The organism is Kitasatospora sp. NPDC127111 (genome assembly GCF_042677465.1).
Taxonomy (GTDB): Bacteria; Actinomycetota; Actinomycetes; order Streptomycetales; family Streptomycetaceae; genus Kitasatospora.
Map to the genome: position 1 here is coordinate 197811 of NZ_JBHXTG010000002.1, position 13029 is coordinate 210839.

At 74.9% G+C, this 13029-nt stretch carries 11 protein-coding genes; 8 read left to right on the top strand and 3 right to left on the bottom strand.

The genetic code is table 11. The features are described from left to right. Positions 1 to 1149 precede the first annotated feature (1149 nt). Positions 1150 to 1437 carry a hypothetical protein gene (locus tag ACFVHB_RS02700; RefSeq protein WP_380314424.1) on the bottom strand — a complete coding sequence of 96 codons (288 nt, stop codon included), beginning with the start codon at positions 1435 to 1437 and terminating at the stop codon, positions 1150 to 1152. Between the two features lie 504 nt (positions 1438 to 1941). Between ACFVHB_RS02700 and ACFVHB_RS02705 the strand changes: the two genes are divergently transcribed. Continuing rightward, positions 1942 to 2334 carry an iron chaperone gene (locus ACFVHB_RS02705; RefSeq protein ID WP_380314511.1) on the top strand — a complete coding sequence of 131 codons (393 nt, stop codon included), beginning with the start codon at positions 1942 to 1944 and terminating at the stop codon, positions 2332 to 2334. On the opposite strand, the gene ACFVHB_RS02710 is transcribed toward ACFVHB_RS02705, so the two are convergent. Both ACFVHB_RS02710 and ACFVHB_RS02715 read right to left on the bottom strand, forming a co-directional pair. Then, positions 2315 to 2842 (bottom strand): GNAT family N-acetyltransferase, encoded by a 528-nt coding sequence (locus tag ACFVHB_RS02710; protein WP_380314425.1) that lies wholly within the window; start codon positions 2840 to 2842, stop codon positions 2315 to 2317. The two genes, ACFVHB_RS02705 and ACFVHB_RS02710, sit on opposite strands and share 20 nt — an antisense overlap. A gap of 258 nt (positions 2843 to 3100) precedes the next feature. Next, on the bottom strand, positions 3101 to 3304 hold the full coding sequence (locus ACFVHB_RS02715) for a cold-shock protein (RefSeq protein WP_238951231.1): 204 nt from the start codon (positions 3302 to 3304) through the stop codon (positions 3101 to 3103). Positions 3305 to 3626: 322 nt separating this feature from the next. Here ACFVHB_RS02715 and ACFVHB_RS02720 point away from each other — a divergent pair, with 322 nt between their 5' ends. The 7 genes from ACFVHB_RS02720 to ACFVHB_RS02750 all read left to right on the top strand — a co-directional run bounded on the left by ACFVHB_RS02720 (position 3627) and on the right by ACFVHB_RS02750 (position 12880). Next, complete coding sequence (locus ACFVHB_RS02720; protein ID WP_380314426.1) at positions 3627 to 4532, top strand: menaquinone biosynthetic enzyme MqnA/MqnD family protein; 906 nt, start codon at positions 3627 to 3629, stop codon at positions 4530 to 4532. A 215-nt stretch (positions 4533 to 4747) separates the two neighbouring features. Next, a complete protein-coding gene (locus tag ACFVHB_RS02725) occupies positions 4748 to 6607 on the top strand; it encodes a serine/threonine-protein kinase (RefSeq protein WP_380314427.1) in 1860 nt (619 codons plus the stop codon). A 254-nt stretch (positions 6608 to 6861) separates the two neighbouring features. Beyond that, positions 6862 to 9102 carry a protein kinase gene (locus tag ACFVHB_RS02730; protein WP_380314428.1) on the top strand — a complete coding sequence of 747 codons (2241 nt, stop codon included), beginning with the start codon at positions 6862 to 6864 and terminating at the stop codon, positions 9100 to 9102. Between the two features lie 144 nt (positions 9103 to 9246). Then, positions 9247 to 10470, top strand: a complete 1224-nt coding sequence (gene mqnC, locus ACFVHB_RS02735; RefSeq protein ID WP_380314429.1) for a cyclic dehypoxanthinyl futalosine synthase — start codon at positions 9247 to 9249, stop codon at positions 10468 to 10470. An 11-nt stretch (positions 10471 to 10481) separates the two neighbouring features. After that, entirely contained in the window at positions 10482 to 11228 is a 747-nt protein-coding gene (locus ACFVHB_RS02740; protein ID WP_380314430.1) for a hypothetical protein, read from the top strand. A 231-nt stretch (positions 11229 to 11459) separates the two neighbouring features. Continuing rightward, positions 11460 to 12047, top strand: coding sequence for a hypothetical protein (locus ACFVHB_RS02745; RefSeq protein ID WP_380314431.1), 588 nt, complete (start codon positions 11460 to 11462; stop codon positions 12045 to 12047). 137 nt (positions 12048 to 12184) lie between these two features. Then, complete coding sequence (locus ACFVHB_RS02750) at positions 12185 to 12880, top strand: demethylmenaquinone methyltransferase (RefSeq protein WP_380314432.1); 696 nt, start codon at positions 12185 to 12187, stop codon at positions 12878 to 12880. Positions 12881 to 13029 lie beyond the last annotated feature (149 nt).

Genomic DNA, 13029 nt, shown 5'->3' on the forward strand with positions numbered 1-13029 from the left:
ACCACCTCCTCTCTCTCCCGATCAAAATCCGCCGCCGGGCCCCCCCCCCCCCCCGGGGCGCCCCCCCGGGGGGGTGTTCGGCGGCCCCCCCCACCCCCCCCCGCCGGTCCGTCGGCCGCCCCCTCGGATCGGCAGGTCCCAGCCCGGTCTCCTGGCTCTGGCACACCGTGATCGCCTGCTCCACCTGGTCCCGGAGCCGCAGGGGCCCCGCTGGGTCACCGTCCAGCCGCCGGCCGGATCAGGGCGGGTCCGCGCGTACGAGCCCGTGGCCACGTCCAGGAGGAGCTGTTCCCCGCCCGCCCCCATCCGCTCGGCGGAGGGGCGGGGAGCTGGGCCACCCAACTCCCCGTCCAGGAACCGACACCCGCGCCCGCTCCTCCTCGTCCAGCAGCGCCGGACTCGGCCCGGGCGGACGGTCGTGCGGGCGGGCATGAAGCTGGTGAGGCCGGGCAGGAAGCGGCCGGTGGGCGGCCCGGCCCGGCCCGGTTCGGTGACCGTGAGCAGCGCGAGTCCGGACGCCTAGCTCCAGCCGGAGAGCGTGAACCAGAATCCCGCCGCCCGGCTTCACCTGGTACAGCCACGGCACGGGGATGCGCCGGATCGAGCGGGTCGCGATCAACCGGTCGTCCCGTGCGGCCGCTCGGGTCCCCTCGCAGACCGTCGCCGGTGACCAGCCGGGGAGCGTACCCGGCCGCCCTGAGTGCGGCCCCGGCCGCCGCGGCCACCACGGGGTCGTACTCGACACTCGTCAGCTCCGCGTCACCGAGCCGATGCGCGCGAGGGCCTCGACCATCCCGTCCCGGTGCCGATCTCCAGCACGGGCTGCCCGGCTTCCACCCCGAGCTGTCGCCACCTCCGCAGGACGAGCGACGGCAGCGTGGGAGGGGGACGACGGCGAGCCGCCGACCGCCGCTGCGCTGGGTGGCGAGCGTCTGTTCGGAGGAGATCCCCCAGTCGGCCGGGCGCGCCGCACTGCACAGCACCGTGCCGTAGGCGGTCGGCGCGCTCCCGGGCACCGCGGTGACGTGAGGAGCCGACGAACAGCCCTCGCGGCACGGCTCCCGCCGCGTCGCGCCACGCGCTGTCGGTCAGGTGTGCCGTCCGCGACGAGCGTTTCGACCAGGGCGGTACGGCGTTCGGCGGGCGTGCTCATGCGGCGAGGCCTTGCTGCAACCGGTCGGCCATGGCCCGGCCGATCGCCTCGGTGGTCCCGGGCGGCTGCCAGGCCCACCGGCCGTGGGGACCGCCTTCGAGGAAGTGCCGCTGACCGGTCGGCGACACCGCGAAGTCGAACGCGCCGTACACCAGTTGGAAGCCTCTCGGGTAGCCGCCGACGGACCGCGCGGCCGGCCCGGGAACGGCGAGCGGGGCGCACGCCATGAGCTCCTGCCGGTGGCGCCGGTCGAGATCGGGACTGTCGACCTCGGTCGCGATCAAGCTCGTGCACGCCCACGAGGCGAAGGTCCCGCCGGCCCCCACGCTGAGCTCCGACGGCCCTCGTGGGCCGAGGCCCGCCGGACCCAGACCGACCGTACCCGCGGGAGATCGAGGGTTCGGCTGCCAACGCGCGGGTGATCAACGGCTGCCGTACCACGCGGACCCGGCCGATGGTCGTACCGGAGGAGACGAAGCCCCGGACGCGCGTGCCAGCGGCGTCGTGGTCGGCCGGCTTCGGCTCGCCCCGCAGGAACCGGGCGAGGTGCTCGGCCCCGCGCAGGGGCGGCGCGGAGGGGTGCGGCCGGGGTGGGCCGGTCGGGTTTCGGGAAGCCCCCGTCATCGCGGATCCCTAGCATGGGACGCACCGGAGCCGTCAGTCCCGCCAGAGGGGAACCTGCCATGAACGCCACCCGGAAGCCCGACGAATCCGCTGCCGAGTCCGCCGCCGAGTCCGCCGCCGCTGACGGGAAGTACGACGGCTTCACGGAGGAGGAGCGCAGCGCGATGAAGGAGCGCGCGAACGAGCTGAAGGCGACCGCGCGCCGTGGCTCGCGTGCGCCCAAGGTGGATCCGGAGGTCGAGGTGCTCGCGAAGATCGCCGAGATGCCGGAGGCCGACCGCGTCCTCGCCACGCGGATCCACGAGATGGTGAAGGCCGCTGCGCCGGAGCTGGCGCCGAAGCTCTGGTACGGGATGCCCGCCTACGCCCGCGACGGCAAGGTCGTCTGCTTCTTCCAGAGCGCCGAGAAGTTCAGGACGCGGTACGCCACGCTCGGCTTCAGCGACCGGGCGAACCTCGACGAGGGCGCCATGTGGCCGACCTCCTTCGCCGTGCGGGAGCTGACCGCCGCCGACGAGGCCGTGATCGACGCGCTCCTCAGGAAGGCCGTGAGCTGAGGCCGGCCTCCACGGGGGCGACGTACGCGCGCAGGCGGGCGGTGCGGCCGTCCGCCGTCGTCCAGTCCGCGGTCGAGGTGCCGGCGTGGCGCCACCGGGCGCGCTCGTAGAGCCGGACGGCTGCCTCGGCGCCCTCCTCGACCTCCAGGACGGGTGTCAGCCCCTCGGCTCCGGCGATCAGGACGGCCTGGTCCAGCAGTCGCACGGCCACCCCGCGCCGCCGGGCCGCGGTGCCGACGAAGAGCCGGGCGACGGCCAGCAGTTGTCGCTCGGGCAGCCCGAGGGTGGCGGCCAGCTCCGCTCCGGGGCGGGTGAGGGCCAGATGGCCCAGGACCTCGTCACCGTCCACGGCCACCCAGGCTTCGACCAGGCCGGCCGGCGTCAGCCAGCCCGCGGGGTCGGCGGGCCAGTCCACCGGGTAGCGGTCCGCCGCCTGGACGGTGGCCAGGGCCGCGACGCAGCCCGGCAGGTCGTCATCGATCCGACGGCGGATCGTTGGTTCGTCCATCCGAGGATCCTGGCACATCGCCGTCCGGGCGAGGAGCGCCGAGCTTGCCGGTCCAGCCGCCCGCTGACCGGCCGCCCGCTGACCGGCCACCCGCTGACCGGCCACCCGCTGACCGGCTGACCGGGCTGACGGGGGCAAAGGCAGGGGGCCCGTCGATGGACGGGCCCCCTTGGGTACTGCTTCTGTGCTCATGGTGACGGCCGTGAGGCCGCCGGCGGACCCGAAGGGGTCCCGAGCGATCAGGTCATCAGAGGATGATCAGATAGCGGTGACGTTCTCCGCCTGCGGGCCCTTCGGGCCCTGGGTGACGTCGAAGGTGACCGCCTGGTTCTCCTCCAGCGAGCGGAAACCGTTCGCGTTGATGGCGGAGTAGTGGACGAAGACGTCGGGGCCGCCGCCCTCCTGGGCGATGAAGCCGAAGCCCTTCTCAGCGTTGAACCACTTGACGGTTCCCTGAGCCATGCCGTTCTCCTTGCGAGGGACGTGTTGGGGACCACACCGTGTGGCGCCCGGTCCGCTGCGCTGATCGCCCTGCCTCCGGACGGGTCCGGAGTTTTTCGATATTGCTGAAAAACTACAAAAAGCCTGCGGTTACATGCTCCGCAGGCTTCAAGTACTGCAAGGGGAATCAAACTGCAACTGAGGGCAACGCTAGCATGCGGTCGCTGTGACGACCAGGGGTGACTTGCGGGCCGGACAGGGCGTGTCGTAAGGCCGGTGCGGGGCTTCCGGAACCGCAGGCATACGCTGCGTGGAGGCGCACGAACAGCAAGGGAGCGGCTCAGTGGCGGTACCGGATGCGGAAACGCGGGAGCCCCGGGAGAACACCCCGGTCAGGCCGCGGGTCGGGCATATTCAGTTCCTGAACTGCGTCCCCCTCTACTGGGGCCTGGCCAGGACCGGCAATCTGCTCGATCTTGATCTCACCAAGGACACGCCGGAGAAGCTGAGCGACCAGCTGGTCGGCGGTTCTCTCGACATCGGTCCGATCACCTGCGTGGAGTACCTGCGGCACGCGGACGAACTGCTTGTCCTGCCCGACATCGCGGTCGGCAGCGACGGACCGGTGATGTCCTGCGTGATCGTCAGCAAGCTGCCGCTGGCCGAACTGGACGGCCGCAAGGTCGCCCTCGGCTCCACCAGCCGGACGTCGGTGCGACTGGCGCGGCTGCTGCTGGAGGAGCGCGAAGGCGTCCGGCCCGAGTACTACAGCTGCCCGCCCGACCTGGACGCGATGCTCGCCGAGGCCGACGCCGCCGTGCTGATCGGCGACCCCGCCCTGCGCGCCTACCTGGGGCAGGCCGCGGCGAAGGGCCTGGTGGTGCACGACCTCGGCGCGATGTGGAAGGAGTGGACCGGACTGCCCTTCGTCTTCGCCGTCTGGGCCGTCCGCCGCGACTTCGCCGAGCGCCGCCCCGAGCTGACGGCGGCGGTGCACCGGGCCTTCCTGGAGTCCCGCGACCTCTCGCTGGTGGAGGCCCGGGAGGTGGCCGAGCACGCGGCGCGCTGGGAGGCCTTCGACGCCGGGGTGCTGGAACGGTACTTCAGCGAGGCGCTGGACTTCTCGCTCGGCGAGCGGCAGCTGGCCGGCGTCGCCGAGTTCGCCCGCCGGGTCGCCCACGACAGCGGCTTCGCGCCGGACGTCGAGCTGCGGCTGCTGGAGTCCGTGACGGCGTCGGTCGTGGCCTGACTCGCCGTGACGGCGTCGGTCGTGGCTTGACTCGCCGTGACGGCGTCGGTCGTGGCTTGACTCGCCGTGACCGCGTCGGTCCTGGCCTGACTCGCCGCCGGTCCCGGGAATCGCCACAGGTTGTGGCGGTTCCCGGGCCCGCCGCCCGGTAGCGTCTGCACGCGACAGCGCCGGTGGCACCGCCGGCGCGAGCGGGTGAGGGGAGCGTGCGGGGGATGCAGGCACTGGGGTCGGACGACCCGCGCCAGGTGGGCCGGTACCGTCTGCTGCGCCGGCTCGGCGCGGGCGGGATGGGCCGGGTCTACCTCGGCCGGACGGCCGGCGGACGCACGGTGGCCGTCAAGCTGGTGCGCGGCGAGCTGGCGGAGGACGCCGAGTTCCGGGCCCGGTTCCGCCAGGAGGTGGCGGCGGCCCGGCGGGTCGGCGGCACCTGGACGGCACCCGTGCTGGACGCGGACACCGAGGGCGAGCACCCCTGGGTCGCCACCGGCTACGTGGCCGGCCCCGCGCTGGGTGCCGCCGTCAAGGAGTTCGGGCCGCTGTCCGAGCAGGCGGTGCGCAGCCTGGGGGTCGGGCTCGCCGAGGCGCTCGCCCACGTGCACGGCCTCGGGCTGGTGCACCGCGACGTCAAACCGTCCAACGTGCTGCTGACCCTGGACGGGCCGCGGCTGATCGACTTCGGCATCGCCCGCGCGCTGGACGCCACCAGCGGGTTCACCCGATCCGGGTACGTGGTCGGCTCGCCCGGCTTCATGTCGCCCGAACAGGCGAACGGACTGCCCGCCGGGCCGCCCAGCGACGTCTTCTCGCTCGGCGCGGTGCTCGCCTTCGCGGCCACCGGCACCCAGCCGTTCGGGGAGGGCGTGAGCGTCGCCGTCCTGCTCTACCGGGTGCTGCACGAGGAGCCGGACCTCTCCCGGCTGTCCGGGCCGCTGCACGCGATCGTGCGCGACTGCCTCGCCAAGGACCCGACCGCCCGCCCGACGCCCGCGCAGCTGCGGGAGCGGCTGGACGGCGACGGCGCCGCCACCGTCCGGCTGGGGCGGGGCGGCTGGCTGCCGCCCGCGCTGGCGGCGGAGGTGGGGCGCAGCGCCGTGCGGCTGCTGGACCTGGAGGGCGACGGGGGAGGGGAGGGCGGAGCCGGGTCGGCCGGAGCCGGGTCGGCCGGAGCCGGGTCGGCCGGAGCCGGGTCGGCCCTGGCGGCTGGTCCGGCGGGTGCGTCCCCGGTGGACATGCCGTCGGGATGGACTCCCACGGTGGGTTCCGAGGCGCCGGCCGACCGGGGGTTCCCGGCTCAGTCGGCGGGGCCGGTGGGGTCGGCGGGGCCGGTGGGGCCGGTGGGGTCGGCGGGGTCGGAGGGGTCGGAGGGGCTGGCGGGGCCGGTGGCGTCCGCGGCGTCGGCGTCGGGGGCGCACGCGGTGCCGTCGATGGCGACCGCGCCGTCCGTTCGGCGGACGGCGGAGCAGCGGCGGAGGAACCGGGCGGTGGCGGTCGCGGGGGTCGTGGCGGCGGCCGCGTTGGCGCTCGTCGCCGTCAAGTTCGGGTTCCTCGGATGGACGGACTCGTCCGATCGGGCGGTCACGGGTGCCTCGACGTTCCCGGCCGCGACCGGTGTCACCCAGCCACCGCCCCCGACCTCGCCGCCCGCGACCGCGGCCTCGGTCGCCTCCACGCCCGCCACCACCCCGGCCACCAGCGCCGCGCCCGGCCCGAGCGTCGTGCCGGCGCGCTTCCTCGGCACCTGGAGCGGGGACATGACGACCGAGAACGGGCTGCCGGCCGGTACCACCACGCTCACCATCGGCCCGGCCGCGATCGGGCAGGAGAACACCACCAGTCGCAACGCCACGACCGGTCTGATCTCGGTCAGCTGCGAGGGGTCCTGGACGCTCAACTCGGCGTCGGAGGAGAAGCTGGTCTTCACCTCGCGGCTGGTCCACTCCTCCTTCCCCGGCGCCTGCACCGGTGGCTCGTACTCGGAGACGCTCACCCTGCAGAAGGACGGCACGATCCGCTTCACCTCCGCCGACCCGAAGGCCGGCAACCCCACCGGGACGCTGCGGAAGACGGGCTGAGGGGCCCCGGGAGCGGCGACGACGCGGCGAGGGAGCGGCGGGGGAGCAGCAGGGGAGCGTACGAGGGGGCGGTGGGGAGGACGGGCTGACGCCGGGTCGGAAGCAGCCGGGTCCGTTCGCGGTGAGACTGCGATGATCTGACGATCATTCCGTGGCGGTGAGCCCGTGCCGCGGGTGATCCCGGACCGATACCGTCTGCTCCGGGAGCGTGAGGCGGGGACCGGGCGCGCCGGGCGTGGAGGGGAGCGTGGGGCATGGAGCCGCTGGCAGCGGACGATCCGCGGCAGATGGGCCGGTACTGGTTGCTGCGGCAGCTCGGCGCGGGCGGGATGGGCCGGGTCTACCTCGGCCGGACCACGGGCGGGCGGACCGTCGCCGTCAAGGTGGTCCGCCGCGACCTGGCCGGGGACGCCGAGTTCCGGGCCCGGTTCCGCCAGGAGGTGGCGGCGGCCCGGCGGGTCGGCGGCACCTGGACGGCACCCGTGCTGGACGCGGACACCGAGGGCGGGCACCCCTGGGTGGCCACCGGCTACGTCGCCGGGCCCGCGCTCACCACCGCCGTACGGGAGTTCGGGCCGCTGCCCGAGCCGGTCGTGCGGACCCTCGGCGTCGGCCTCGCCGAGGCGCTCGACCACGTGCACGGCCTCGGGCTGGTGCACCGCGACGTCAAGCCGTCCAACGTGCTGCTGACCCTGGACGGGCCGCGGCTGATCGACTTCGGCATCGCCCGCGCGCTGGACGCCACCACCGTGCTCACCCAGTCCGGGCAGGTGTTCGGTTCGCCCGGCTTCATGTCGCCGGAACAGGCGAACGGACTGCCCGCCGGTCCGGCCAGCGACGTGTTCTCGCTCGGCGCCGTGCTCGCGTACGCGGCGACGGGCATCCAGCCGTTCGGCTCCGGGGTGAGCGCGCCCGTCCTGCTCTACCGGGTGCTGCACGAGGAGCCGGACCTCTCCCGGCTGTCCGGGCCGCTGCACGCGATCGTGCGCGACTGCCTCGCCAAGGACCCGACCGCCCGCCCGACGCCCGCGCAGCTGCGGGAGCGGCTGGACGGCGACGGCGCGGCCGCCGCCCGGCTGGGGCACGGGGACTGGCTGCCGGCGACGCTCGCGGCGGCGGTCGGGCGCAGTGCCGTGCAGCTGCTGGACCTGGAGGGGGAGCGGGAGGAGGAGGCGGAGGCCGCGGGGGACGGGGGCGCCGCGACGGCTCCGAGGCCGGCCCCAGCGGTGACGGCCGCTACGACTGCCGCCGCGGCTGCGGCGGGGACGGCTCCGGCGACCGTGCCGCCGCCGCCGACTGTGGCTCCGCCGTCGACCGTGGCTCCGCCGCCGACCGTGGCTCCGAGCGTGCCAGCGACCGCTGCTCCCGCTGCTCCCGCAGCTCCTCCCGGAACTCCGGCGGCCGCGCCGCGGCCCGGGGCCGCGACTCCGCCCCCGGCCGCCCCGACCCCCACGCCGCCCCAGGGCGGTCCGGTGATCACCGGCCCCGTGACGTCGGCCCCGGCACCGGCACCCGGGAGCCAGGACCCAGCCGGTGGCGAGACGGTCGCGCAGGCGGCGAGGGCGGCGCGAGCGGCCGAGGCGGCGAAGGCCGGACCGGGTGGCGACGTGCCCGGGTCTCCCGGTGTGCCCGGCTTCGGCCCACCCGTCCCGCCGGGCTTCGGCCCGCCGGCTCCTGGACCCGTGGGACCTGGAGGACCCGTGGGACCTGGAGGACCCGTGGGACCTGGAGGGTCTGGACGACCGATCGGACCGTACGCGTCGGCCCCGATGGTCTCCGCCCCGGCCCCGGCCCCTGCCCCGGCGCCGACGGTGGCCGGGGTACCGGGCTACGGGCCGCCCCCGCAGCGGCCGCGCGGCCGACGGGGATACGGCGCCCTCGCGGCCGTGCTGGTCGTCGTGCTGCTGCTGGGCGGCGGATACCTGCTGGTCGAGCAGTGGCGGGAGAACGACCGGCAGGCCGAGGGTGCCGCCAACGCGTCGAAGCCCGCGCCGACCGTCCCGGCCGGGGGCCCGACGGCGCCCGGCGCCGCTTCGAAGAGCCCCGAGGCTTCGAGGAGCCCCGAGCCGAGCGGCGAGAGCACGGATCCGGCCGACGAGAGCCCCGCTCCCGGCGCGTCCCCCACGGACCCGGGGCCGGGCATCATCCCCGCGAAGTACCTCGGGACGTGGGTCGGCGAGCGCAAGGCCGCCAACGGGGACGTCACCACCGTCACCCTCACCATCGTCCAGTCCGCGCCGAGCGAGCGGAAGAGCAGGATCCGGACCGAGACGCCGGGGACGGGCACCTGGTGCGAGGCCGCCTGGACGCTCACCGACGCCGACGACCGCGAGGCCACCTACGCCGCGAAGGTGACCGGCTCCTCGCCCGGCGACAAGTGCGTCCCCGGCGATGTGACCTACCCCTCGATCATGGCGCTGGACGACGGCACCCTCCGCTACAGCATGGACCTGACCAGGCGGGAGCAGTTCATGATGCTGCGGAAGAAGGGCTGAGGCGCTCGCGGGCGGCCCGACGCGAGCAGGCAGCGGGCTGACGCGGCGGCCGGAATGCCCTGGCGTAGGCTGGTTCGGCCGTACCCGGAAGCCTCCGGAAACACTGGAACACGCAGCAGTACCCGAGAGAGAGAAGGCCGCCAGGTGTCCGAGCTCGCAGCGACCACCCTCGATGCGCCCAGCACCGACCTGCAGGCCGTGCTCGACCGGGCCGCCGCCGGCGGCAGGATCACCCCGGAGGAGGCGCTGGAGCTGTACCGCTCGGCGCCGCTGCACGCGCTCGGCTCCGCCGCCGACACGGTGCGCCGCCGCCGCTACGCCGGTACCGAACACATCGCGACGTACATCATCGAGCGCAACATCAACTACACGAACGTCTGCGTGACGGCGTGCAAGTTCTGCGCCTTCTACGTGCCGCCGAAGAGTGACAAGGGCTGGTCCCGCGACCTCGACGAGATCCTGCGCCGCTGCGCGGAGACGGTCGAACTGGGCGGCACCCAGGTCATGTTCCAGGGCGGGCACCACCCGGACTACGGCGTGGAGTACTACGAGCGCGCCTTCTCGGCGATCAAGGCGGAGTTCCCGCAGCTGGTGATCCACTCGCTGGGCGCCTCCGAGGTCGAGCACATGTCCCGGATCTCGGGCGTCTCGATCGAGGAGGCCATCACCCGGATCCACAAGGCGGGCCTGGACTCCTTCGCCGGCGCCGGTGCCGAACTGCTGCCGGAGCGGCCGCGCAAGGCGATCGCCCCGCTCAAGGAGTCCGGCGAGCGCTGGCTGGAGATCATGGAGGCCGCCCACGGCCTGGGCGTGGAGTCCACCTCCACCATGCTGATGGGCACCGGCGAGACCAACGCCGAGCGGATCGAGCACCTGCGGATGATCCGTGACGTGCAGGACCGCACCGGCGGCTTCCGCGCCTTCATCCCGTACACCTACCAGCCGCAGAACAACCACCTGAAGGGCTCGACCCAGGCGACCGTCTTCGAGTACCTGCGGATGATCGCGATCGCCCGCCTGTTCCTCGACAACGTCGCCCACATCCAGGGCTCCTGGCTGACCACCGGCAAGGAGGCCGGCCAGCTGTCGCTGCACTACGGCGCGGACGACCTGGGCTCGGTCATGCTGGAGGAGAACGTCGTCTCGATGGCCGGTGCCAAGCACCGCTCCAACCTCACCGAGCTGATCCACCTGATCCGGGCCGCCGACCGCGTCCCGGCCCAGCGCTCGACCACCTACCAGCACCTGCGGGTGCTGGACGACCCGGCCAACGACCCGGTCGACCCGCGGGTCGCCTCGCACATCGCCTCCACGGCGATCGAGGGCGGCACCGCGCACCCCGAGCTGAAGATCCTCGACAACGCCTGAGGCCCGCCGCGGTGCTGACCCTCCACCGGGCGTCCCTGGTGCTGCCCGACCCCGCCGACCCCACCGCCCCGTCGCTCGCCGACGGGGCGGTGCTGGTGCAGGACGGGCGGATCGCCGGCCTCGGCCCGTACGCCGGGCTGGCCGCCGCCCACCCGCAGGCCCGGCTGCGGGACTGGGGTGACGCCCTGCTCACGCCCGGCCTGCGCAATCCGTACGGGCACTGGCTGCTGGAACGCGCGTACCACCCGGACCCGCGCGAGGAGATCGGGGACGCACCCGTTCCGGGGGGCCTGACCGGGTCGGCCGACGAGACGCGCTGCGGGGCGAGCGCCCGGCGCGGGCTGCAGCGGATGCTCGGCTTCGGGGTGACCGCGGTGGCCGGGCCGTTCGAGCGCGCCGCCGTGCGGACGGCGGTGACCCGCTCGGGCCTGACCGCGCTGCCCGGCACGCCCGGGACGGAGGGTCCGCTGGATCCGCTCGCCGTGCTGCCGCTCGCGGCGGCGGTGCACGGCCGGCTGTCGGTCGGCGGGCCGGCCGACTTCGCGGTGTTCGGGCTGCTCGGCACTCCCGGAGGCTCCGGCGACCCCGCGCCGCGCCCCGGTGACGTCGCGCCGCGCCCCGGTGACGTCGCGCCGCGCCCCGGTGACGCCGCGCCGCGCCCCGGTGACGCCGCGCCGCGCCCCGGTGACGCCGCGCCGCGCCCCGGTGGTTCGCTGGCCACCGTACTGGGCGGGCGGCTGGTCCACCGGCGGCGCTGACCGCGCGTACCGGTCGGTAGCCGGACTCCTGTGCGGCCCGCGGGACTTACTCCGTGTACGGCTGAACTCCGCACCCGGCCACGCCGCCTGATTCACCCTTCGTCGTGACCTGAGGGCCCGCCAGCGGATACGATCCCGGTCAGTTCACTCCGTACCCTCACCACAACCGCCCGTCCCCCGCGGGTGGCGGGGCCCCGTCCCAGGCCCCGAACGCAAGCCAGGACAGGAACCATGCGATCCGCGACCGTCCCCCCGCCGCGCTCCCCGCGGTTGGGCCGTGGCTGGTACCTCACCGCCGTGCTCAGCGCCGTGCTGGCCGTCGGCATGTGCCTGCTCGGTTGGCGTCAGGCCGAGCAGGCCGACCGGATCGGCGCGCACCCGGTGAGAGTGGACGGCGTCGTCACCCAGCTGCCCACCGGCGGCGGTTCGTACTCCACCGTCAGCTACCGCGCCGCCGGCCAGCCGCACACGGCGGCCGCGCTGCCGCTGGCCGACGGCACCAAGGTCGGCGACGCGGTGTGCCTGGAACACGCCGCCGACGACCCCGGCGCGGTCCGGATCTGCGGCGACACCTACCCGCAGCCGGTCGGCGTCGGGCTGGCCCGGATCAGCGTGCCGGTGGCCGGGCTGCTCTTCCTGGTCTGCGTGCTGCGGATCCGCAGGCACCGCCGGGCGGTCGCCATCCGCACCGGCCAGGGACGGTTCGCCACCACCGTCGCGCTCGCCGCGGGCGCGCTGCCGGACGGGATGCCCGCGATAACCCAGGGCAAGCGCTCGCGCCGCAAGCGCCGGGCGGGCGGGCGGCGCGGCCTGCACTGAGCCGGGTCCGGGCCGGTGCGCGCGGGGAGTCGGCCGGTGCTGCGGTGGCGGGTCGGCCCGGGGCGCGGCGGGGCCCGGGTGGGGGTCCGGTGTGCCCCCTTGCCCGGACGGGCGGTGGCAGGGTGAACAATGGGGGCGTGACCCGAGCCTCTCTGGACAAGCAGCCGCACGAAGTCGCCGCGATGTTCGACGACGTCGCGGCCAAGTACGACCGCACCAACGACGTGATCTCCCTCGGCCAGGCCCGTGCCTGGCGCCGGGCGGTGGCCGACGCGGTGGCCGCCGGACCGGGTGACCTGGTGCTCGACCTCGGGGCCGGTACCGGCACCTCCTCCCTGCCGTTCGTGGAGGCCGGGGCCAAGGTCGTCCCGTGCGACTTCTCGGTCGGCATGCTCACCGAGGGGAAGAAGCGCCACCCCGAGCTGCCGCTCACCGCCGGGGACGCCACCAGCCTGCCGTTCGCCGACGGCACCTTCGACTCGGTGACGATCTCCTTCGCGCTGCGCAACGTGCACGACACCGACGCCGCGCTGCGGGAGATGCACCGGGTCACCAAGCCCGGCGGCAAGCTGGTGATCTGTGAGTTCTCCACCCCGACCTGGACGCCGTTCCGCACGGTCTACACCGAGTATCTGATGCGCGCGCTGCCGCCGGTCGCCACCGCGGTCAGCAGCAACCCGGACGCGTACGTCTACCTCGCCGAGTCCATCCGCGCCTGGCCGGACCAGCCCGCGCTGGCCGCGAAGCTCCAGGAGGCCGGCTGGTCCAAGGTCGCCTGGCGCAACCTGACCGGCGGGATCGTGGCGCTGCACCGGGCCTACAAGGTCTCCTGACGCGGGGCCGGGGGCGCGCGGGACGGGTCCCGCGCGCCTGCTCGCGCCTGTTCCCGCGCGCCCGGCCGCGGCCGCGGGGCGGGTGCCGCCGTCGGATCCGGTCCCGGGGCGACAACTAGACTGCCGGGGACAGCCGCCGTCCCCCAGCC

Excerpts from the sequence above, each read along its gene's own strand:
- ACFVHB_RS02705 (WP_380314511.1), top strand. The coding sequence starts at position 1,942 with ATGAAGGAGCGCGCGAACGAGCTGAAGGCGACCGCGCGCCGTGGCTCG.
- ACFVHB_RS02710 (WP_380314425.1), bottom strand. The coding sequence starts at position 2,842 with ATGGACGAACCAACGATCCGCCGTCGGATCGATGACGACCTGCCGGGC.
- ACFVHB_RS02715 (WP_238951231.1), bottom strand. The coding sequence starts at position 3,304 with ATGGCTCAGGGAACCGTCAAGTGGTTCAACGCTGAGAAGGGCTTCGGC.
- ACFVHB_RS02725 (WP_380314427.1), top strand. The coding sequence starts at position 4,748 with ATGCAGGCACTGGGGTCGGACGACCCGCGCCAGGTGGGCCGGTACCGT.
- ACFVHB_RS02730 (WP_380314428.1), top strand. The coding sequence starts at position 6,862 with ATGGAGCCGCTGGCAGCGGACGATCCGCGGCAGATGGGCCGGTACTGG.
- ACFVHB_RS02745 (WP_380314431.1), top strand. The coding sequence starts at position 11,460 with ATGCGATCCGCGACCGTCCCCCCGCCGCGCTCCCCGCGGTTGGGCCGT.